This is a genomic window from Streptomyces sp. NPDC090021 (assembly GCF_044748225.1).
Taxonomy (GTDB): domain Bacteria; phylum Actinomycetota; class Actinomycetes; order Streptomycetales; family Streptomycetaceae; genus Streptomyces.
Map to the genome: position 1 here is coordinate 157,587 of NZ_JBIVFO010000015.1, position 22,002 is coordinate 179,588.

Consider the following 22,002-nt stretch of genomic DNA (forward strand, 5'->3'; position numbering starts at 1 on the left):
CGGCATGGATGGTCAGGCGGGGACTGCGGTCGTCGGGCGCACCGTGGGCCGGCAGTCGAGGAGGTCCACGGGGCGGCCCATCGCGACGGCGATCTTCCGGTCGCCGGTGAACGGGTCGCGGCCGTGGGCGCAGAGCACGTTGTCGACGAGCATCACGTCGCCGGCCTGCCAGGTCTCGCGGACGGTGGCGGCGTCGTAGGCGGCGTTGAGGGCGTCCACGTCCTCCCGGGAGAGGGGTTCGCCGTCGCCGAAGCCGGTGTTGAACGGCAGGCCTCCGGGTCCGAACTCCTCGACCATGGCCTCCCTGATGTCCGGGTCGAGGGACCACTCGTTCCAGAAGGCCAGGTGGTTGAACCAGACCTCCTCACCGGTCTGCGGATGGTGGATCGTGGCCGAACGCAGCTGGCTGGTCCGCAGGTTGCCGTCCGGCTGCCACTCCCAGGTGATGCCGTTCTCGCGGCAGTACCGCTCGACGTCGGCGGGGTCCTCGGTGCCGAAGGCGGTGCGCCAGCCGAGCGAGATGTAGTCCGAGTAGCTGCGGTCGAGGGTCCAGCCGGAGGAGCGGCCCCGCGCGGCCAGGTGGTCGGGGAGGGCGGCGAGGACCTTGCGGACGTCGGCGGTCGGGGTGGCGCCGCCCGTCGCGGGGGCGGTCAGGCAGGCGAACAGCAGTCGGCCGGGGAAGGTGAGGGTGTAGCTGTTCTCGTTGTGCATCCGGATCGACTGGGCGGGCGGCAGGTCGGTGGAGGAGAAGACCCCGTCGCCGAAGTCACTGCGCGGGGTGGCCTTCTCCCGGTACGGGGTGGGCTCGGGGATCAGCACGTCGCGGACGGCGGCGACGTCGGCGGCCTGCGTCACCGGCAGGCCGCGCAGGAAGATCGTGCCGTGCTCGTTCAGGGCGGCGGTCAGCGCGGTCTCGTTCTCGCGCAGCCACGCGCAGGCCTCGGTGAGACCTGCGGTGGCGGGCACGTGGGTGAGGGCCGGGCGGCCGGGGCTCAGCTCCCAGGTCGGCATGGCGGCGCTCACCGCTGGTCGAGAGTGGCGAGCAGGCTCGCCGGACGGATGTCGGTCCAGTTGACCTCGATCCAGTCGAGGCACTCCTGGCGGGGGGCCTCGCCGTGGACGGTGGTCCAGCCGGCCGGCACGTCGATCCAGACCGGCCAGAGCGAGTGCTGGTTCTCGTCGTTGACCAGGACCAGGTAGCCGGAGTTGTCGTCCTCGAACGGGTTGCTCATGGTGGTCTCCGTAGAGTTGGAGGTGCGAGAGGTGCTCTGTGGTGTGGTTCGAAGGTAGGGGCGCCGACCGGGCCGGAGCGGCACAAGTTCCGGCAGGTGAGGGGCAGTTGCGGCACTGCCGGGTCTGCGCTCAACGGGGTGTGAGGCGGACGGGGAAGTGGTCCAGGCCGAAGTTGATGATCGAGCGGTTGTAGGTGACGGGGCCGGTCGGTTCGATGACGGCGGCCTTCTCCAGCGCGGCCGTGTACAGCGCGCTCAGCTCGGCCTTGGCGAGCGGCGCGCCGATGCAGTAGTGGGCGCCCAGGCCCAGCGCGAGGTGCTTGTTGGGCGAGCGGTCGAGCCGGATCTCCTCGGGCTGCTCGAAGGCCTCCGGGTCCCGGTCGGCGGACCACACCCAGACCGCGACCCGGTCGCCGCGCCGGATCCGGCGACCGCCCAGCTCGATGTCCCGGGTGGCGGTGCGCAGCGTGTGCAGCCCCACGGAGGTCCAGCGCAGCAGCTCGTCCACGGCGGTGTCCATGGACACCTCGCCCCGCTGGAGCCGCCGCCACAGGTCGGGGCGCCGGACGAGGGTGTGCAGGCCCATGGCGGCGGTGTGGCGGACGGTCTGGACACCGCCGACCACGATGTTGTCCAGGTTGAGCACCACGTCCTCGATCGGCAGCAGCCGCCCGCCGACCTTGTAGGTGGCCATCATGGAGATCAGGTCGTCGCGCGGGTCGGAGCGGCGCAGCATCACCTGGTGCATCAGGTACGGGATCAGCTTCTGGTGGCCGGCCCGTCGTTCCTCGGGGGTGCGGCCGAGGAAGGCCACGTCGCAGACCCGGACCACCATGTCGCGGTCCTTCTCCGGGACGTCCAGCAGGTCGCACATGACGGCGAGCGGGAGGGCGGAGACCACGTCGACGAGGTCCACGTCGCCCTGCTCTACGGCCCGGTCGAAGAGCTCGCCGGCCCGTTCCGTGATCGACCGGGCGGCGCCGCGCACCCCGCCCTTGGAGAAGAACGGGTTGGCGGGGGCGCGTAGTTCGCGGTGGCGCGGCGGGTCGGTGAGGGCCATCATCCGGCCCGAGCCGACCGGTACGTTGCCCTCGCCCGCGCCGAGCAGCGAGCCGGACTCCGAGCTGAAGCCCGCAGCGTTGCGCAGCACGTCCGCCGACTCCCGGTAGGTCAGCACCGACCAGACGGGCCCGTCGTCGACGGTCTCGGTACGGTGCACGGGCGCCTCGCGGCGCAGCTCGGCGATGAGGGCCGGGGTGTCGGGGCGGGCCCACAGGTCCGGGTCGGTCAGGTCGACGGTGCCGCCCGCGGCGGCGGTCGCTGTGCGGGCGGTGGCGGTGGTCGGCATCACTGCTCCCTGGAGGCGTGGTCGGGCGCGGCGGGCACCTGGCGGTCCGCCGGAAGAGGGGTCAGGAGAGCGGTCAGGAGGTCGGCCGGGCCGGGCCGGTCGACGGTGGCGAGCAGGTGCCCGCCGGGGACGACGCGGTGGCCGAAGTCACCGCGGGTGTGAGCGGCCCAGCCGGTGAGGCCGGTGGTGGCGAGCATCGGGTCGTCCGCACCGGCCAGCGCGTGGATCGCGGAGCCGATCGGCGCGTGCGGACGGTGGCGGTAGGTGGCACTGACGGCGAGGTCGGTGCGGAGGGCGCGGAGGGCGAGTTCGACGAGGTCCGGATGGCCCTGGACCGACTCCTGCAGGCCGGTGAGCCCGAGGAGTTCGGACGCGTCCAGGTTTCTGGTCTCGCGCTCGGCCCACTCGGCGGGGCTGGGCGCTCCCACGGCGACCACCAGCTCGGGACGGCGGTCGGCGGGGAGCGCGCGGGCGACCTCGTAGGCGAGCAGCGCGCCGAAGCTCTGGCCGTAGAAGGCGAACCGGCCGCCGTCACCGCCGGTCAGGTGCGGGGCGAGCGCTTCGGTGACGGCGGAGACCAGCGTGTCGAAGTCGGGCGGCATCGGGTGCCGGCTGCGGCCGCCCCGGGCCGGCGGGCGCAGCGCCCAGACCTCGGCCACCGGGGCCAGGGCGCGGGCGAGCGGCGTGTAGGCGGTGGCGTCGCCGCCTGCGTGCGGGAAGCAGAACAGCCTGACGGGGCGGTGGGACTGGGGTACGGGCACGAAGAGCCAGTCCCCCTCGACCCGGGGGCGGGCGGGCCGCGCGGCGGGAGTGGCGGTGGTCATCGGACGGCCTCGCGGCGGGCGGAGAGGGTGGGACGGGCGGCGGCCGGGCCGGCCGCGGCGGCGCGCCGGACCGCCGCGGTGAATCCGGCCAGGTCGGCCGCGTCCAGCAGGTCGCGGAGCTGGAGCTCGACGTTGAGCTTGCGTCGCAGCAGGTGGACGACGCGCAGGGCGGCGAGGGAGTGGCCGCCGAGGGAGAGGAAGTCGTCGCTCTGTTCGACGTCGGGCACCCCGAGCACGGTGCGCCACACCTCGGCGACCTGCTCGTCCACCCCGCCTTGCGCGGCCGGCCCGTCGGCGGTGGGCGCCGGGGTGGGCAGGGCGCTGTGGTCGACCTTGCCGTTGGGAGTGAGCGGCAGGGCGTCCAGCACGGTCACGGTGGACGGCACCAGGTGGGCGGGCAGGGTCCGGCGCAGCTCGGCCAGCAGGTCCGCGGGGCGGAGGGCCGCGCCGGTGACGTGGCCGGCGAGCCGGTGGTCTCCGGGTGCCGCCTCGTACAGGGTGACCGCGGCCGCGGTGACCCCGGCGAGGGCGCCCAGCGCGTGCTCGACCTCGCCCGGCTCGACCCGGAAGCCGCGCAGCTTGACTTGGCGGTCCACCCGGCCGGCGTACTCCAGGAGGCCCTCGGCGGAGCGGCGCGCCCGGTCGCCGGTGCGGTACATCCGGGCACCGGGCTCCGGTGCGAACGGGTCCGCCGTGAACCGGCTCGCGGTCTGTCCCGGGTGGCCCGGGTAGCCGTGCGCGAGGCCGGGCCCGGCCAGGTACAGCTCGCCGACCGCGCCGGGCGTGGTCACGGGGGCGAGGCGGCCGTCGAGCAGGTAGGCGCGGACGCCGGGCAGCGGTTCGCCCAGGTGCGGGCCGGGGCCGGTGATCGGGGTGGTGATCGCGTCGACGGTGCACTCGGTGGGCCCGTACAGGTTGAGTGCGTCGATGCCGCCTTCGGCCAGTTCGAGCCAGGTGCGGGCGGGTACCGGCTCACCGCCCATGAACAGGCGCGGGACGTGGGCTCCGGATCCGGCCAGCGGCTCGCGGAGCAGTTGCCAGTGCGAGGGCGTCAGGTCCAGGTCGGTGACGGCATGCTCGGCGAGCAGCCGCACGAGGCGGGTCGGCTCGGCCCGCTGCGTGTCGTCGATCACCACCAGGGTGTCGCCGCGGCAGATCCGGATCCACTGCTGGACGGAGGCGTCGAAGGAGACGCTCGCGTTCCAGGCGACGACGCCGGGCTCCGGGCGGTAGGCGCCGCTGAGTTCCAGGGCGGCGGCGAGGTCGGCCACGGCGCCGTGCGGGACCTCCACGCCCTTGGGGCGGCCGGTGGAGCCGGAGGTGTAGATGACGTAGGCGGAGTCGAGCGGGTGCGCAGTGAACGGCTCCGCCGGGGCTTCGGTGTCCGCGGCGTCGGGGCGGAGCACCGGCACCCCGGCCGGTACCGGCGGCTCGGTGTCGGCGCTGACGACGGCGGCGAGGCGGGCGTCGGCGGCCATGAAGGCGATGCGCTCGGCCGGATAGGCGGGGTCGAGCGGGACGTACGCGGCGCCGGCCCGCCAGGCGGCGAGCAGCGCGACCGGCAGATCGGCGGTACGGGCGAGGTGGATCCCGACCCGGTCCCCGCGGCGCACCCCGGCCGCGCGCAGGGCACGGGCGAGTTGGGCGGTACGGCGGTCCAGGGCGGCGAAGTCGAGACTCCCGTCCACGGCGTGCACGGCGGTGCGCCCGGGGTGCGCGGCGACGGCCGCCGCCAGACGGGACAGCAGGTCGACGGCGGCGGTCGTGACGGCCGGCTCGGCGAAGGTGGTCATGCGGAACTCCTCGTTGGTGTGGTGCTGCGACATGGATGGATCACGCTGTACGGCCCGCCCCCGGCCCCGGTCCCCCGCCCTGCGGGCGGCCGGGTGTGGTGCGGAGCAGTCCTGGCCCGCGCCCCCGGACGGCCCGGCCGCGGTACGAGCCGTGCGGCCAATGGCCGCGGGCCCGGCGCCGCGAGGGCTCCGGCCACCCCGGTGGAGGCCGGAGGCACACGGCCCCGGCCCTGCGGGGCCGACCGTGCGGCCGACGGCCGGTCGGGGCCCGCGCGTGGACCGGGCCGGCACCTCGTCCGGCCGGGCCGACCCCCGGGGTTCGCCGACGGGCGACCGCGGAAACCGGACCGCCGGCCGGACCGGGCAGGGGACCTGCGCGCGGCTCCGGGACCGGCCGTACCGCCACCGGCGGGTCAGGCCCGGGCCGACAGGCGGGTCAGGGCTTCGGTGTAGGCGTCGATGAAGCGGTCCGCCGTGGCGTCGTCCACCACCGCCCGCTGGTGGTCCACGGCGAGCAGGACGCGCTGCGACACCGGGTCCTGGATCAGCGAGGCGCCGAAGGCGAAGCTGTTGGGCTCGTGGCGGAGCGTCGGCTCGCAGCCGATCCGGCCGTCCTCGATCCGGGCCGCGCTCAGCCGCCCCAGGGCGTGGAACCGCAGATAGCCGAACTGGCTGTCGAGCGCGGTGTCGGCCATCATCCGCGCCAGCCGGGCGAACGGCACCCGGCGGTGCGGCATCATGTCCAGCTCCTCGCGGTGCACGTGCCGTACGAGCGCGGCCAGGTCGTCCTCGTCAGGCTCCGCGACCAGCGGGACCGTGTTGAGGAACAGCCCGTACACCTCCGTCCCGCCCAGCCGTTCCAGCCGGCCGTTCATCGCCAGCCCGGTCGTGACCTTGCGGCGCCCCGTGATCCTGGCCAGGGCGTACAGGTGGGCGGCGAGCGCGACCGACTTGACCGGTACGGCGAGCGCGCCGGCGACCGTCCGCAGGTGCCCGGGGGCGTCGGGAAGCACCCGCTCCACCGTGCGCGGCAGCTCGTGGACGTCCTCGCTGCCGGGCCAGAGCTGACCGGTGGCACCGTCGAGCCGGCTGCGCCAGTACGCCAGGGAGTCGGGGTCCGCGGCGGCCTCGCGTTCCACGGCGACGAAGTCCCGGAAGGAGGTCCGCGGCGGCGGGGCCGGCGCGGAGGCCGGATCCGCGCGGAGCGCGGTGTGCCGTTCGAGGATCTCGGTGAGCAGTGAGGTGAAGCTCCAGCCGTCGAGGATGGCGTGGTGCTCGGAGACGGTGAGCTGGAAGGCGTCGTCGGCCAGCCGCTGGACGGTGACCCGGAAGAGCGGCGGTTCGGCGAGGTCGAAGGGCCGGTCGCGGTGGTGCTCGAAGACCGCACGGACCGCGCGGTCCTGCTCCTCGCCCGTCGCTCCCCGCAGGTCCGTGAGTTCGACCGGTACGGGCAGTGCTCCGTGGACCAGTTGGAGCGGTTCGCCGTAGCCGGAGAGGTCGAGGCCGGTGCGCAGGACGGCGTGCCGGTCCATGGCCTCCTCGACCGAGCGGCGCAGCGCGCCCTCGTCGAGGTCGCCGGCGATCCGGTAGGAGTTGACGTTGTGGTAGCTGTCGGTGCCGCCGGCGACCTCCATGTGGAAGACCATGGACAGTTGCATCGAGACCATCGGGTAGGCGTCGACAATCCCGGGCGGCAGCTCGGCCCGGTCCTCCTCGGCGATCAGCGCGAACGGCCGGTCCGCAGCGGGGTCCGCGGCCACCGGGCGGGCCAGCGGCAGCAGTTCGGCGACGGTGGGCGCGTTGAAGACGTCCCGCAGGGAGACCTGCCAGCCTCGGTCGTGCAGGGCGCCGGCCAGCTGGACGGCACGGATGGAGTCCCCGCCGAGGTGGAAGAAGTCGTCGTGGACACCGATCCCGCCGACCCCGAGCACCTCCGTCCAGACACCGGCGAACAGTTCCTCCTCCGGTGTGCGCGGCTCGACGTGCCGGCCGGCCGCCGCCCCGGGCACGGTCCGGTCGGGGTCGGGCAGTGCCGCCCGGTCGACCTTGCCGTTGACGGTGAGCGGCAGCGCGTCCAGGACGGTGACGCTCGCCGGGACCATGTACTCGGGCAGCGAGCGGCCCAGGAAGGCCCGCAGGTCCGCGGGCCCGTCCGGGGAGGGTCCGGTGACGTACGCGGCGAGCCGGTCGTCGTGGACGGTGACGACGCAGGCGTCCACCTCGGGGTGCGCGGCGACGGCGTTCTCGATCTCGCCGAGTTCGATCCGGAAGCCGCGCAGCTTCACCTGGAAGTCCGCCCGGCCGACGTACTCCAGCCCGCCGTCGGGCAGTCGCCTGGCGAGGTCCCCGGTCCGGTAGAGCCGGGCGCCGGGCGGGCCGTACGGGTCGGCCACGAAACGGCCGGCGGTCAGGCCGGGGCGGCCCCAGTAGCCGTGTGCGAGGCTGCCGCCGCCGATGTACAGCTCGCCGGGGACCCCGGGCGGGCTGGGGCGCAGCCAGTGGTCCAGGACGAGCGCGGTGAGGTGCGGCATCGGTTCGCCGACGAGGCTGCGTTCGAAGCCCGCGCCGTCCGCGGCGACGTCGTGCGTCGTGACGTGCACGGTGGTCTCGGTGATGCCGTAGAGGTTGCACAGCCGGGCGGGCGGCAGCGGGTCGAGGTCGTGCCAGCGCCGCACCGTTGCGGGGTCGAGCGCCTCGCCGCCGAGCATGATCCATCGCAGGGCGGGCAGGGCTCGCGGGCGGCGGCGCAGCGCCGGTTCGAGCTGCCGCAGCGCGGAGGGCGTGAGGCAGAGGTGGGTGACGTGTTCCTCGTCGAGAAGGGCGGTGAACTCGTCGGGTGAACGGCTGGTGAGGTGCGGTACGACGACCAGGCGGCCGCCGTGCAGCAGGGCTCCCCAGAGTTCCCACACCGTCCAGTCGAAGGCGTAGCTGTGGAAGAGCGTCCAGACCGTGTCCGGGCCGAAGCCGAAGGGGTCGCGGCCGGAGTCGAGGAGTCGGCTGACGTGTTCGTGGGCGACGGCGACGCCCTTGGGGCGGCCGGTGGAGCCGGAGGTGAAGATGAGGTAGGCGATGTCGCCGGGGCGTCCGGCGGCGGGCGGCCGGACGGCCGGGGCGGCGGCGATCTCCTCGGCGTCGGCGGCGAGGTCGAGGGTCTGCCACGGGCCGTCCGGGGCGCGGTCGGGCCGGTCGGTGAGGACGAGGGTGACGTCGGTGTCGCCGAAGACCAGGGCCGCCCGGTCGGCCGGGGCCGCCAGGTCGACCGGTACGTAGGCGGCGCCCGACTTCAGGACGGCCAGGATCGCGGCGGGGACGGCGGCGGTGCGCTCCAGCAGCAGTCCGACGCGGTCGCCGGGGCGGACCCCGCGGGCGAGCAGGGTGTGGGCCAGCCGGTTGGCCCGGCGGTCGAGTTCGGCGTAGTCGAGGGTGCCCTCCGGGTCGCTCACGGCGGGCCGGTCCCCGTGGGCGTCGGCGGCGCGCTCGAAGAGGTGGTGCAGGCAGTGGCCCGGTTCGAGCCGCGCGGGGCGGTGCGGCTGCCCGGTGGAGGTGAGCCGGAGCACGGTGGCGTCCGGGTCGGCGAGGGCGGCGTCCAGCAGGCCCGCGTAGTCGGCGGCGAGTCGGCGTACGGTGCCGGTGTCGAACAGGTCGGTGCTGTACTCGGCTTCGCCGCGCACGTGCCCGCCGGCGGTGTCCTCGAAGACGGACCAGGTGAGGTCGAACTTGGCTGTGCCGTTGGAGCGGACGGTGCGCCCGGCGGTGACCCCGGAGCCCAGGTTCAGGGGCGCGGGGTCCTCGGTGTGGGCGCCGAACACCACCTGGACCAGGGGCGGGTGCTGCGGGGTACGGGTGGCGCCGAGCAGGTCGACCAGCTGGTCGAAGGGGACGTCGAGGTGGCCGAAGGCGTCGAAGGCGCCGTCCTGCAGGTCGGCGAGCAGGCCGCGGAAGGTGGCGTCGGGGGCGAGCCGGACGCGCAGCGGCAGCAGGTTGACGAAGTACCCGATGAGGTCGGCGAGTTCGGGACGGTTGCGGATGGTGACGGGGGTCCCGACGAGCAGGTCGTCCCGGCCGGTCCAGCGGCCCATCAGGAGGGCGAAGGCGGCGAGCTGGACGGTGTACGGGGTGACGCCCTCCTGCTCGGCGAGCTTCCGGACCCGGGCGGCGGTGCCGGGGGCGAGACCGAACGGCTCGGTGGCGCCGCGCAGGCTGCGCTCGGCGGGCCGGGGCCGGTCGCCGGGCACCTCCAGCAGGGTGGGGGCGCCGCCGAGGACCTGCTTCCAGTGGGCGAGGTGCTCCTCGTAGGAGGTGTGCTGCTCCTCCTCGGCCCAGTCGGCGTACTGGGTGGTGAGGGTCGGCAGGGCGGCGGGCCGCTGCTCGGTGAACGCGCCGTACAGTTCGACGAGTTCGTGGTCGAAGAGCTCGGCCGACCAGCCGTCCCAGACGATGTGGTGGACCACGAACAGGAGCGTGGTGCGGTCGTCGGCGAGCCGGAACGCCTCGGCCCGCAGCAGCGGTCCGGTGGCCAGGTCGAACGGTTCGACCGCCCGCTCGGCGATCAGTTCCTCGGCCCGGGCGGCCCGTTGCTCCTCGGGCAGCGCGCGGAGGTCGGTGACGGCGAGGGGTACGGCGAGCGCCGGGTGGACGTGCTGGCGGGGGCCGTCGGCGTGGAGGGCGAAGGTGGTGCGCAGCGCCTCGTGCCGGGCGGTGATGCCGTCCAGTGCCCGCTGGAGCAGGGCGAGGTCGAGCGGGCCGGTGACGTCGTACGTCCAGGGGGTGGTGTAGGTGGCGGCCTCGGGGTTCCACCGGTCGAGGAACCAGAGTCCGCGCTGGAGCCCGGTGACAGGGGCGGTACGCAGCGCTGCGGCGGCCCCGGCCGGGGCCTCCCCGGCGGGCCCGGGGCCGGCCTCGCCCACGGACCCGGCGGCAGCCTCCCTGGCGGGCGCGGTTGCGGCCTCGCAGACGAGTACGGTGGCGGCCTCGTCGGCGGGTGCGGCCTCGCCGACGGGTGCGGGTGCGGCCTCGCCAACGGGTGCGGGTGCGGCCTCGCCCACGGGTGCGGTGGCGGCCTCGTCGGCGGGTGCCGGGACGGGCAGGGGCTCGGGGATGCTGGGCGGGTGGGGCGGCGGCGCGGCGGGCTGGTCGGCGGACGGGCTCACGGCCTCGTTCCCTTCGGTCGGACGGGCGGTCGGAAAGGCGGGCTGGCGGGCGGGTCGACGGGTCGGCTGACGGCGCGACGGACGGGCCGGATCCCAGGCCGGCCGGCGAGGCGACGGACGGGCCGGCGGGCGCGGTGCGGTGTCATCGCGCGGCCAGCCGTTCGGCGATGGCGCCGACGGTCCGGCCGCGGAAGACCACCTGCGGCGGGACCCGGGTGCCGGTCTGCTGGGAGAGCCTCATGGCGACCCGTACGGCGGCCAGCGAGTTGCCGCCGATGCGGAAGAAGTCGGTGTCGGGGCCGGGGTCGTCGGCCAGCTTCAGGACCTCGCGCACGGCGTCGGCGACCAGCCGCTGGTCCCGGCTCAGCAGGTCGGCCGGCCCGGGATCGCGGCGTTCGGCCGGGGCGGGCAGGGCCCGGCGGTCGACCTTGCCGTTCTGGTTGAGCGGCAGCGCGTCCAGCACGTCGAGCGTGGCCGGGACCATGTGGTCGGGCAGCAGCCCCGCCAGGTGGTCGAGCAGCGCCTCCGGGTCGGGTGCCTGCGCCGCGGCGGCGGAGGTGACGTACGCGGCGAGCCGGCGGTCGCCGGGTGCCGGCTCGTGGACGGTGACGGCCGCCTCCCCCACCGACGGGTGGCGGGTGAGCGCGTCCTCGATCTCGCCGGGCTCGACGCGGAAGCCGCGGATCTTCACCTGGTCGTCGATCCGGCCGGTGATCTCCAGTACCCCCCGCTCCGTCCGGTGGCCGAGGTCGCCGGTGCGGTAGAGGCGTTCGCCGGGCGCGCCGAACGGGGACGCGACGAACCGCTCGGCGGTCAGCCCGGGCCGGCCCACGTATCCGAGGGCGAGCCCGCCGCCCGCCGCGTACAGCTCGCCGGTGGTGCCGTCCGGGACGGGCCGCAGCCGCTCGTCGAGAACGTGGACGGCCTTGCCGTGCAACGGCCGGCCGATCGGGACGGAGGCTCCCGCGGCGTCCTCGCGCGTGGCGCGGTGGCAGGTGGTGAGCCCGAGGCTCTCGACCGGGCCGTAGCCGTTGGCGACCACCAGGTCCGGGTACTGGTCGAGCGCCTTGCCGACGTGGGTGACGGACGCCCGCTCACCTGCGGTGAAGGCCACATCGAGGTCGTCGTAGGTCTCCGGGAACTCCTCCAGCAGGAAGTTGAACAGGCTGGCGGAGAGCTGCAGCTGGGTGACGCCGTGGCGGCGGGTGAGTTCGGCGACGGCCTGCGGGTCGGGCCGCTGGCCGGGCTGGAGCACGCACACCCCGCCGAAGGCGAGCGCGCCGTACAGCTCCAGGGCGAAGGCGTCCCAGGAGACCGGGGAGCACTGGAGCCACACCTCGTCGGGGCCGAAGCGGGCGTAGTCCTGGCCGAGGTAGGTGGTGGTGAGGGCGCGGTGCGGGACGGCGACGCCCTTGGGACGGCCGGTGGAGCCGGAGGTGAACATCACGCAGGCGAGGTCCGTGCCGGTGACGGTCAGGCCCGGGTCGTGGCCGGGGCGGGCTGCGACGGCGGCGGCCGCGGCGTCCAGGTCGAGGTGGCGGGCGACGGGGAACGGCGGGCTCGCGTGGCGGTGGGTGACCAGCAGGCAGGCGCCGCAGTCGGCGACCGCGCCGGCGAGCCGCTCGGCCGGGAAGTCCGGGTCGAGCAGGGTGTAGGCGGCCCCGGCCTTCAGCGCGGCGAGCAGTGCGACCACCAGGTCCGGTCCGCGTTCGACCAGGACGGCGACGGTGTCGCCGCGGCCGATGCCCGAGGCCCCGAGGTGGTGGGCGAGGCGGTTGGCCCGCTCGTTCAGGGTGCCGTAGTCGAGGCGTTCCTCGCCGCAGAGCAGGGCGGGGGCGTGAGGGTCGCGGGCGGCACGGTCCTCGAAAAGCGTGTGCACCGGGGCCTCGACGGCGGCGGCGAGGGTGCCGAGCCAGGCCTCGCACAGCGCGGCCATGGTGGCGGCGTCGAACAGGTCGGAGTCGTACTCGAAGCGACCGGTGAAGTCGGTGCCCCGGTCGTCGACGGAGATCGACAGGTCGAAGCGGGAGACCGGGTTGGAGTGCAGCTCTCGGGTGACCCGGGTGCCGCCGATGGTCAGCGGGCGGTCGTCCAGCGGATGCAGTTCCAGCAGGACCTGGCAGAGCGGGTTGCGGTCCTCCGTCCGGTCGTCGGGGCGCTCCTCCATGACGGCGCCGGCGATGGCGTCGAACGGTGCCTCCTGATGGCGGTAGCCGTCGATCGCCACCTCGCGGACGTGCCGGACCAGATCGCGGAAGTCCATGCCCTCGTCGAGCCGGACGCGCAGGGGTAGCAGGTTGACGAAGTAGCCGATCAGAGCGTCGAGTTCGGCCCGGCCGCGGACACTCACCGGGGAGCCGAGCACCAGGTCGCGCCGGCCGGTGCGCCGGTGGAGGGTGAGGGCGAGACCGGCGAGCAGCACCATGTACGGCGTCGCGTCCTCGCTGCGGGCCAGCGCCCGGACCGCCTCGGCGACCGGTCGGGGCATGGTGAAGCGGTGGAACGCCCCGCGGAAGGACTGGAGTGCGGGCCGGGGCCGGTCGGTGGGCAGGAGGGGCTCGGTGGGAGCATCGCGCAGGTGCTCGCGCCAGTGGTCGAGTTGCCGCCGGGCGGTGTCGTCCCGGCTCTGCCAGGTGCTGTAGTCGGCGTACTGGACGGCGAGTTCGGGGAGTCCGCTGGCGCGGCCGGTGGCCAGGGACTCGTACAGGGCGGCCAGTTCGGTCTCCAGGACGGGTAGCGATCCCTCGTCCCAGACGATGTGGTGGCAGAGCAGCAGCAGGGTGGACGTCTCGCCGGTGCGGTAGAGGTGGGCGCGGACGAGCGGGCCGGTCTCCAGGTCGAAGGGGACCAGTGCGGCCTCGGCGAGCAGGCCGTCGACGGCGGCGGAGGTGGTCTCCACGACGGTGAAGGGCAGCTCCACCGAGGGGTGGACCACCTGCCGGGGGCCGTCCTCGCCCAGCTCGAAGGTGGTGCGCAGCGCTTCGTGCCGGTCGGTCACGCCGGTCAGGGCCAGCCGGAGCAGCTCGGCGTCGACCGGCCCGGCGAAGCGGAACACCCAGGGCACGACGTAGGTGGGCGCGCCCGGGTTCCACTGGTCCAGGAACCACAGGCCGCGCTGGAAGTTCGCGAGCGGCGCCGCGCCGGCGCCGGTCCGCTCCAGGGCCGGGCGTCCGCCGCCGTCGGAGGCGGCGGTGACGGCGGCGGCGAACGCGCGGAGCGTCGGCGCGTCGAAGATGGTGTACGGGGAGATCATGCCGAACACGTCGAAGACGCGGCCGACCACGCGCACCGCGGTGAGGGAATCCCCGCCCAGGTGGAAGAAGTTGTCGTCGGCGCCGACCTCGGGCACCCCGAGTACGTCGGACCAGACGGCGGCGATCAGCTGTTCGGCGGGGGTACGGGGCGGACGGCGGGCGGCGGACGGCGCGGCGGGCTCGGCCTGGGGCTCGGGCAGCGCCGCCCGGTCCACCTTGCCGCCGGCGGTCAGCGGGAAGGCGTCCAGCGGGGTGACGGTCGCGGGGACCATGTGCTCGGGGAGCCGCTCGGCCAGGTGGGCGCGGAGCCCGGCGGGGTCCGGTGCGCCGGAGGCGGTACCGGTCACGTACGCGGCGAGCCGGCCCTCGTGCGCCACCACGACGGCCGCGGCGACATCCGGGTGGCGGGCCAGGACCTGCTCGATCTCGCCGGGCTCGACGCGGTAGCCGCGGATCTTCACCTGGTGGTCCGTACGGCCGACGAACTCCAGCGGGGCGTGGGTGCCGGAGCGCCGGACCACGTCACCCGTGCGGTACATCCGGGCGCCGGGCTCGGGCGCGAAGGGGTCCGCGACGAACCGGCCCGCCGTCGGGCCCGGGCGGCCGTGGTAGCCGGAGGCCAGCACGGGCCCGCCGAGGTACAGCTCGCCGGAGGTGCCGGGTGCCACCGGCCGCAGCCGGTCGTCCAGCACGTACGCGCGGCGGCCGGGTAGCGGCCGGCCGATGGGAACGGTGCCGGCCCCGTCGGCTCCCGGTCCGTCCGGCTCGTGGACGGTGGCGGTGACGACGGTCTCGGTCGGCCCGTAGGCGTTGAGCAGCGGCACGCCGGTGGCGGTCCGCCAGCGGGCCGCGGCGTCCGGGTGGAGGCGGTCGCTCCCGGAGATCATCAGGCGCAGGGCGCGCGGCGGCCGGACGTCCTCGCGCAGGGCGGCCACCACCTCCTGGAAGTAGCCGGCCGCGAGGTTGGCCACGGTGACGGCTTCGGCGTCCAGCAGCTCCAGCAGGGCGGCGGGGGCCAGCAGTTGCTGGTCCGGTACGACGAGGCAGGCGCCGGCCGAGAGGGTGGTCAGCACCTGTTCGACGGCCACGTCCACGGTGGGGCGGGCGAAGTGCAGCACCACGTCGTCCTCGGTGAGGCCAAAGCATTCGACGGCGGCGGCCACGTGGGCGGTCAGCGCGGCGAGCGGGACGTGTACCCCCTTGGGACGGCCGGTCGTACCGGAGGTGTAGATGAGGTAGCCCGCGGCGGAGCCCGCTCCGCCGTCCCGCCCGGGGCCGGGGCCGGGGTCGCTCGCGTCCGCGGCCGGGCCGTCGGGCCCGACCGGTTCGCCGTCGGTGCAGGCGAGGGCGGCGCCCGCGTCCTCGCGGATCCAGCGGTTGCGCTCCTCGGGCGCCTCCCGGTCCAGGGGCAGGTAGGTTGCGCCGGCCCGGAGTGCGGCGAGCAGGCCGACCACGTGGTCGAGCCGGTCCCGGCCGGATACGGCCACCGTCGCGCCGGGCGGGATCCGGGCGGCGATGCGGGCGGCGAGGGCGCCGCTCAGCTCGTCCAGTTCCCGGTAGGTGACGGTCCGGGCGCCGAGCCTCAGGGCCGGGCGGTCCGGGAACCGGCGTGCGACGGATATGAAGGGAAAACCGCGAGATTCCATCATCCAACCCCGATGAATTGACGACGCTGCAGGCAGTGATCTCGACGATAGGGCCGCATTTCCGGGCCGATCGGCAGATCACCCGGAAGGCGATCGGCAGTTTCAACTGCCGCTCGTCAGGGAGGCCGAAGGGCGTCGAACGCGCAGACAGGACGGCCCGCCGAGGCGCTCACGGGCGCCTCGGCGGGCTACGGAAAAGGCCTTTTCGATTATCCTGCGGAGGGAATGGCAGGGAAATCCGGCGACCACACGTCGTCACGGTCCAGCGCTTCCGGCGTGTATTTCCCGAGTGCACTGATCAACATGCGGAGTTCGAGGGCGAGGCATTCCGCGAAGCGGATCAGCCCGGCCCTCGGGTCCTCGGCCGTCGCGAGCAGGGCCGCCCGGCCCAGGCCGACCGCGCGGGCGCCGAGCGCCAGGCCCTTCACCGCCCGGCCGCCCTCCCACATCCGTCCGGAGACCAGCAGGCACGGCGGTGGTCCGGCGGCGGCGAGCCGGCGCAGGCACTCCGCGAGCGGCAGGCCGACCTGGGCCGGGAAGGCCTCCGGTGCCCATCCGGTGCCGCCCTCGGCGCCGTCCACGGTGACGGCGTCCGCGCCCGCCTCGGCCGCCACCCGGGCGGCCTCGGCGACGTCGCGGCCCGGGTGGAGCTTCACCCAGACCCGGGCCCGGGGGAAGTTGTTGCGCATCAGCCGGATCTGCTGGCGCAGGATCTCCGCGGTGAAGGTGCCGGGGGTGCTGGAGCGCAGCACGCGGCCGTCGCCGAACACGTCGTCGAGCCCGTAGCGGTCACCGATCCGGGCGGCCTCCTCGGGGTCCAGGACGGTCATGCCGCCGAGGCCCGGTTTGGCTCCCTGTCCGAGCTTCAGCTCGAAGGCCAGCCGCCCGGATGCGAGGAGCGGCAGGGCCGCCGGGTCGCTGTACACGAGGTTCCACACCTCGGCGTCGGCGTCCTCGGTGGACTGCTGGACGGCGACCCCGCCCCGCCCGTCCGGCAGTTCCTGCGTGTAGGCGCGCAGGCGGCCGAGGAGGGCCCGGTCCGCCGCCTCGCCCTGCCTGCCGTAGCCGTTCACGGGGACGACGTTCTCGCCGATCACCATGGGCAGGCCGAGCGCGCCGGCCTGCCTGCTGAGCGCCGTCCCGAGGTCGCCGCCGGCCGCCCGGGTGGAGCCGAGCGCCGACACGTACACGGGCATGGCGGAGGTGAACCCGCCCATGGCGGTCGTCAGGTCGACGTCCCGGTAGTCGGGCTCGCGGCCGAGGTCGATCAGCCGGGCGAGCCTGTGCGGCATCAGGACCGGTGGGGTGATCCGCAGGGTGTCGAGCGGGTCGCGCGCACCGTACGGCCGCGGGCCGCCGCCGTGCTCCGCGCCGAACAGGACCCGGCCGTAGTCGCCGGGCGGCGGGAAGGCCGCCGCCGCCCCGGCCCGGGCGCGCCGCCGGACCTCCTCCTCGGGGAAGCCGGGGGCGGTGAGGTCGCTCACGGCGACACCACCCCGGCCAGCTTCGGGAACGCGGTGGCCTGCCAGACCGCGTCCAGCCCGGCGACGTAGCGGGTCAGCCGCTCGACGCCGATGCCGAAGCCCGCGCTGGCGGGCACGCCCTCGCGGACCAGGTCGAGGTACCAGCGGTACTTCTGCGGGTTCTCGCCGGTCTCCCGCATCCGGGTCACGATCTCCGCGTAGTCGTTGGTGCGCTGGCTGCCGCTGCACAGTTCGCCATAGCCCTCGGCGGCGATCAGGTCGAAGTTGCGCAGCAGGCCCGGCTGTTCGGGGTTCTCCCGGTCGTAGAAGCCGCGCGATCCCTTGGGGTAGTCGGTGACGAAGAACGGCCGGTCCCGCTGGGCCGAGAGCAACGCCTCGCCGTCCCAGTCGAGTTCGGCGTCGGGGCTCTGCCGGTGGCCGAGCCGCCCGAGCTCGGTCACGGCCTCGGCGTGCCGCATCCGGCCGAAGGAGCCCTTGAGCAGCTCGGCGAACGCGTCGGTGTCCCGGCCGAGTTCGGCGAACTCCTTGGGCAGTTCCCGGACCGCGCTGTCGACCATGTGCACCACGAGCTCTTCGACGAGCTGCACGGCGTCGTCCCTGCTCGCTCCCGCCACCTCCACGTCGAGCTGGTGGAACTCGGCCAGGTGGCGGCTGGTGCCGGCGGTCTCCAACGGCTCCAGCCGGACGTTGGGCGCGATGCAGAAGATCTTGTCGAAGGCCAGCAGCGAGGCCTGCTTGTAAAGGATCGCGCTCGTCATCAGCTTGTAGCGGTGCCCGTAGAAGTCGACGTCGACCTGTTTGGAGCCGCGCGAGCCGGGGTCGGTGACCGGCCCGATGACGGGCGGGAGCAGCTCGGTGAAGCCCCGTCCGCGCAGGAACCCGCGGGCGGCGAAGAGGAGCTGGTGCTGGATCCGGAGCGCACTGCGGGTGACCGGTGCGGTCAGGTGGCGACCGGGGTCCGGAATCGGTGCGGCGGGGGCCGTGTGCCCGTGGGTGGTCATGGTGTGGTCGGTCCCAACTCTCGTCGTGGCGTGGAGGACGTCGTGCGGGGCGGTACGGGCGGGGAGGGCGGTACGGGCGGGGAGGGCGGTACGCGGGGACGTGCCGGGTCGGCAGCCGCGGTGAGCACGGACGGGCCGGCGGCCACGGGGAGCACGGACAGGTCGGCGGCCACGGGGAGCGCGCACGGGCCGGCGGCCACGGGGAGCGCGCACGGGTCGGCAGCCACGGGGAGCGCGCACGGGTCGGCAGCCACGGGGAGCACGGACGGGTCGGCGGCGCGGTCGTCGTAGGTCCGTTGGACGTGGGACAGCGCCGAGATCAGCCCGGCCGAGCCGAGGATCGGCGGACGGGGGCCGTCGGCGGCGAGGCCCGCGATCGGCATCGAGCCGACGCTCGACCAGAGCAGGCGGCCGTCGGGCGCCAGCGAGGTGCGGGCGCGCCCGGCGTTGTCGGGGTGCAGGCAGTAGGGGACGTCCAGATAGCCGGCGGCGAAGGCCCTGACCAGCGCCCGGCCGACGTCCGCGTCCAGCTCCAGCACGGCGCCGATCAGGGCCCGCGCCTCCGCCTCGATACCGGTGTCGGTCACGGCGGCCGTCGTGGAGGTGTCGGCGGTGCCAAACCCCAAGGCCCCCGGCACCGCGCTCAGCGCCGGACGCGCGCGCTCGTCGGCCGCTGCCGCCGCGGCGGTCTCCAGTGCCCGGACGTTCTCCCCCACGGTCGGTATCCGGTGCGCCTCGGCGGTGGTCTTGACGATCAGCCGGGCGGCACCGGCCCGTACCGCCAGCCGGGCCGCGTCCTCCAGCAGCAGCCGGGCCCCGCCGGGCGAGCGCGGGAAGACGCCCATGTAGGCGTAGAGCACGACGTGGTGGTCGACGTCGGGCAGCAGTTCACCGGCCAGCCGGGCGAGGACGGTGAGCGCCTCCTCGTCCTGGCGCGGGTCGGCCTGCTGGGCGTAGCTGAGCGAGACGGAGTTCAGCCCGTGCTGCCGGAAGAACAGCGCCTCCAGCACACTCACCGCGATCAGCAGGCTCGGCGGACACAGCTGCCCCATCAGGCAGCCGCCGAAGGTCTCCAGGTGCGGCTCGGATCCGTGTTCCCCCACCGAGGCGAGCAGTTCGCAGCTCCGCCGCCAGGCGGTGACCGCCTCGCGCAGCGGCGTACGGCTGTACGGCAGGCAGTACGAGACCGGGCCGCCCTCGGTGGCGTCCAGGCCGACCGCCAGCAGCGCGCGGACGATGTGCTCGGGCATCGCCGAACCGTGCCGGACCTGTACCGGGAAGCGGGCGTCCATGACGCCCCGCAGGAGCGTGCGGGTGGTCTCGGCGGGGTGGTTGGCGATCGGGTACCCGTTGAGGCCGACGCCCTCGGCGAGCGCGCGCCGGGCGGCGTCGAGGTCACCGGTGCGGGTGTAGCTGTCGAGCGTGACGGTGCCGACGGTGACGGCGTCCGCGTCCCGGGTGGCCCGCAGGCCGTCGCGCATCCGCAGCGGATCGGCCATGCCCATCCGGGGCTGGACCACCAGGACGCCGGCCGCGCGGGCCCGGGCGACGAAGGCGCCGAAACCGGGCGCCGGCCCGGCTCCTGCGCTCGGCGGCATGGGCGGTGGCACGGGCAGCGGCACGGCGGGAGCTCGGCTCGCGGCGCCCGCGGGGCCGCCGGTCACAGCAGCACCCCCGACCCGGCGGGCAGGGCGCGCGACCCGGACCCGGCGGGCAGCGAACCGACGAAGGACTGGAAGTCCAGCACCGAGCCGCCCTCTTCGAAGACCCCGTCGAAGCCCGCCGTCAGCAGCGCCCGCTGCCGGGCCGCCGTGCCGGAGCCGGAGATCCCGAGCTTCCCGCCGATCACGGCGGGGGTACCAGCCAGTTCGGGGCAGGCGCGCAGCGCCTGCACCACCCGCAGTCCGTCGTGGAAGCCGTGCCCGTTGACGCTGCTCAGGACGATGAGGCCGGGCCCGATCCGGCGGCACTCGGCGACCAGCAGCTCGTCCGGCACGCAGGCGCCCAGGTTGGTGACCCGGTGCCCGAGTTCCTCCAGCAGCAACTGCAGGAAGACCAGGTTCCAGGTGTGCGAGTCCGAGGCCATGGTCGTCACGACGACGTCCAGACCGGTCGGCTCGGCCTTTCCGTGCTGCTCCACGGCATGCTGCTCCACGGCGCAAACCCTCTGTGTCGGTAGGTGGTGGGGAGCCCCGGCCAGGGGCGGGGACTGCGTTGTCCGGGGGCGGTCCGCCCGGCCGTATACAGAACGCTAGGGAGGTTCCGGGCACCGGACCGGCAGCTCGCCCGGCAGGATGCGGGCAGTATCGGCGCAGGCCGGAGCGGTGGAACGGGGCGTGGGGACGGATGGGCGCGGGGCGCGGCCACCGGACGGTTCTCAGCTCGCCGCCGCCAGCTCCGCGTACCCGCCGGCCCCGCACAGCCGCCGGCAGAGGTTCAGCACGGTGAAGCGGACGCCGTCACGGGCCGGGACGCTGCGGATCAGGCCGCTGGCCAGCAGTTCGTGCACCGCGGCCAGGCATTCCTGCGGCGGCCGGCCGCTCAGCCGGGCGGCGTCCTCCCCCGACCAGTCCCCCGGTACGGCCGCGAGCCGCTCCAGCAGGTCCCGCCGGCCGAGCGTCAGCCGGTCCAGCGCGGCCCCGAGGGCCGCCCCCACGTCCGCCCTGCCGCCGAACCCGGCCGGGGGCGGCGCCAGATGCAACGGGCCGTCCGTCAGCCGTGCCACCAGCTGGCGCGGGGAGAGCACCGTCGACCAGCCCGCCACGAGTTCCAACGCCCCCGGCAGCCCGTCGAGCTGGCGGCAGATCGAGGCCACGGCCGGCGCCTCCTCGGGCTCCAGCCGGAATCCGGGCCGCAGCCGGCGCAGGTGCGAGAGCAGCAGCCGTACGGCGCCCACCTCGGCCAATGCCACCGGGTCGTGGTCGAGTTCCGGTCCGGGGGTGGGCAGCGGGGCGAGCGGGATCACCTGTCCGCCCGACAGCGGCTGGGGCACCCGGGCGGTGACCAGCACCCGCAGGCCGGGGCAGCGGTGGAACAGCTCGTCCAGCAGAGCGGTGTCCACACCGGCGTCCGCCCCGTCCAGTACCAGCAGGGTGGGCCGGTCCCCGATCGTCCGGGCGAGTCCGGCGACCGACTGCCGGCCGCAGTCGATCCAGTGCACCGACCACCGCGAGGCGAGGTGCAGCCGTCTCGCGACCTCCAGGACCAGCCTGGTCTTGCCGACCCCGCCGAGGCCGGCGACGGTGACCAGCCGGTCGCCGTGCACGGCGAGCGCGTCGGTCAGCACCTCGACCTCCAGTTCCCGGCCCACGATCGCACCGCGGGCCACGGGCGGGGCGGTCGGCTCCTCACGCGGCTCCTCGACGAGCGTCTGCCGGCGCGCGGCGGCCTCGAAGCTCGACCGGTGCCGGCCCTCCAGACGCAGCGCGTCGGCCAGCAGGCGGACCGTCTCCTGGCGGGGGCGTTGCACCCGCCCGCTCTCCATGTCCCGGATCGCGCGGACGCTCAGGGTCGCGTGATCGGCGAGCACCTGCTGGGTCAGGCCGACGCGTTCGCGCCGGACCCTGAGCAGCTCTCCGAATCCCGTAGTCGACTGCGGCGAGGTAACACCGTGCATGTCTAGTCCACCTTCCGTGGGTTGGCCAAGTACCGGGGACCGAGGGGCCCGGAGGCCTGTGGCCCGCCGGCGGCGGCTGCGAGCGGTGGTGACCATCGAGCCGTGTTCCCCTTGGCGCCGATGGTCCCCGGCCCGGCTCTACGGCCGATCAACGGCCGATCACCACCCGCCACCGGGGTCCTTCGGGCGCCGGTGCCTCACCCCCGCAGGCGGCGCAGGCATGCCTTCCAGCGGTGCCGGACGACGGTCCCCGGCTGGACAACGGTCCCCGGGTGTTCGGCCGTCACGCGGGCCACCTCCCTGGCCACGCCGGACGCACCGTTCTCCTCGGCCCAGCGGTACCAGTCGATGGTGTTCCCGTACGCGCCGCGCTGTTCGTGGACCCGGGCGCCATCCAGGATGGCGGCCGTGTCACCGGCCTTGCGGGCCTCCAGCAGCCAGGACCGGGCAACCTGGACGTGCTCGTCGCTCCCCGCCTTCAGCTGAACCTTGGCGCGTCGGCGCATGGCCCGGACGTTGCCCGCCTCGGCGAGGTCGCGGTAACGCCGTACCCCCTCCTCTAGGGCCTGTATTGAGTTGCCCCGTGGAGCAAGGAGCGGCGTTCGGTGCGTGCCCTCGGCGTGCGGGACGAATATCCTCGTAGCGGAGCTACTA

General features: G+C 74.9%; 13 protein-coding genes. All 13 read right to left on the reverse strand.

Annotated elements, in window-relative coordinates; all coding sequences use genetic code 11:
• Window positions 1-12 precede the first annotated feature (12 nt).
• The 13 genes from ACIPXC_RS14705 to ACIPXC_RS14765 all read right to left on the reverse strand — a co-directional run bounded on the left by ACIPXC_RS14705 (window position 13) and on the right by ACIPXC_RS14765 (window position 21,854).
• Window positions 13-1,011: a TauD/TfdA family dioxygenase gene (locus ACIPXC_RS14705; RefSeq protein WP_401617168.1), complete on the reverse strand. Its 999-nt coding sequence runs from the start codon at window positions 1,009-1,011 to the stop codon at window positions 13-15.
• An 8-nt stretch (window positions 1,012-1,019) separates the two neighbouring features.
• Entirely contained in the window at window positions 1,020-1,232 is a 213-nt protein-coding gene (locus tag ACIPXC_RS14710; protein ID WP_401617119.1) for an MbtH family protein, read from the reverse strand.
• Window positions 1,233-1,362: 130 nt separating this feature from the next.
• Window positions 1,363-2,580: a cytochrome P450 gene (locus ACIPXC_RS14715; RefSeq protein ID WP_401617122.1), complete on the reverse strand. Its 1,218-nt coding sequence runs from the start codon at window positions 2,578-2,580 to the stop codon at window positions 1,363-1,365.
• Window positions 2,580-3,404, reverse strand: coding sequence for a thioesterase II family protein (locus ACIPXC_RS14720; RefSeq protein ID WP_401617125.1), 825 nt, complete (start codon window positions 3,402-3,404; stop codon window positions 2,580-2,582). The genes ACIPXC_RS14715 and ACIPXC_RS14720 overlap by 1 nt, the downstream gene beginning before the upstream one ends.
• Entirely contained in the window at window positions 3,401-5,230 is a 1,830-nt protein-coding gene (locus tag ACIPXC_RS14725; RefSeq protein ID WP_401617128.1) for a non-ribosomal peptide synthetase, read from the reverse strand. Before ACIPXC_RS14725 ends, ACIPXC_RS14720 begins: the two co-directional genes overlap by 4 nt.
• A gap of 380 nt (window positions 5,231-5,610) precedes the next feature.
• Window positions 5,611-10,347 carry an amino acid adenylation domain-containing protein gene (locus tag ACIPXC_RS14730; protein WP_401617131.1) on the reverse strand — a complete coding sequence of 1,579 codons (4,737 nt, stop codon included), beginning with the start codon at window positions 10,345-10,347 and terminating at the stop codon, window positions 5,611-5,613.
• A 142-nt stretch (window positions 10,348-10,489) separates the two neighbouring features.
• The gene (locus tag ACIPXC_RS14735; protein WP_401617134.1) at window positions 10,490-15,250 is read right to left on the reverse strand and encodes an amino acid adenylation domain-containing protein; all 4,761 of its coding nucleotides are present in this window, start codon (window positions 15,248-15,250) and stop codon (window positions 10,490-10,492) included.
• Window positions 15,251-15,456: 206 nt separating this feature from the next.
• Window positions 15,457-16,731 carry a glutamate synthase-related protein gene (locus tag ACIPXC_RS14740; protein ID WP_401617137.1) on the reverse strand — a complete coding sequence of 425 codons (1,275 nt, stop codon included), beginning with the start codon at window positions 16,729-16,731 and terminating at the stop codon, window positions 15,457-15,459.
• Window positions 16,728-17,732 (reverse strand): asparagine synthetase A, encoded by a 1,005-nt coding sequence (locus ACIPXC_RS14745; protein WP_401617140.1) that lies wholly within the window; start codon window positions 17,730-17,732, stop codon window positions 16,728-16,730. Before ACIPXC_RS14745 ends, ACIPXC_RS14740 begins: the two co-directional genes overlap by 4 nt.
• Window positions 17,729-19,396 (reverse strand): methylaspartate mutase, encoded by a 1,668-nt coding sequence (locus tag ACIPXC_RS14750; RefSeq protein ID WP_401617142.1) that lies wholly within the window; start codon window positions 19,394-19,396, stop codon window positions 17,729-17,731. The genes ACIPXC_RS14745 and ACIPXC_RS14750 overlap by 4 nt, the downstream gene beginning before the upstream one ends.
• Window positions 19,393-19,887 carry a cobalamin B12-binding domain-containing protein gene (locus tag ACIPXC_RS14755; protein ID WP_401617145.1) on the reverse strand — a complete coding sequence of 165 codons (495 nt, stop codon included), beginning with the start codon at window positions 19,885-19,887 and terminating at the stop codon, window positions 19,393-19,395. Before ACIPXC_RS14755 ends, ACIPXC_RS14750 begins: the two co-directional genes overlap by 4 nt.
• Before the next feature lie 222 nt (window positions 19,888-20,109).
• The gene (locus tag ACIPXC_RS14760; protein WP_401617148.1) at window positions 20,110-21,348 is read right to left on the reverse strand and encodes a helix-turn-helix domain-containing protein; all 1,239 of its coding nucleotides are present in this window, start codon (window positions 21,346-21,348) and stop codon (window positions 20,110-20,112) included.
• A 197-nt stretch (window positions 21,349-21,545) separates the two neighbouring features.
• Window positions 21,546-21,854, reverse strand: a complete 309-nt coding sequence (locus ACIPXC_RS14765) for a hypothetical protein (RefSeq protein ID WP_401617151.1) — start codon at window positions 21,852-21,854, stop codon at window positions 21,546-21,548.
• Between the last annotated feature and the right edge of the window lie 148 nt (window positions 21,855-22,002).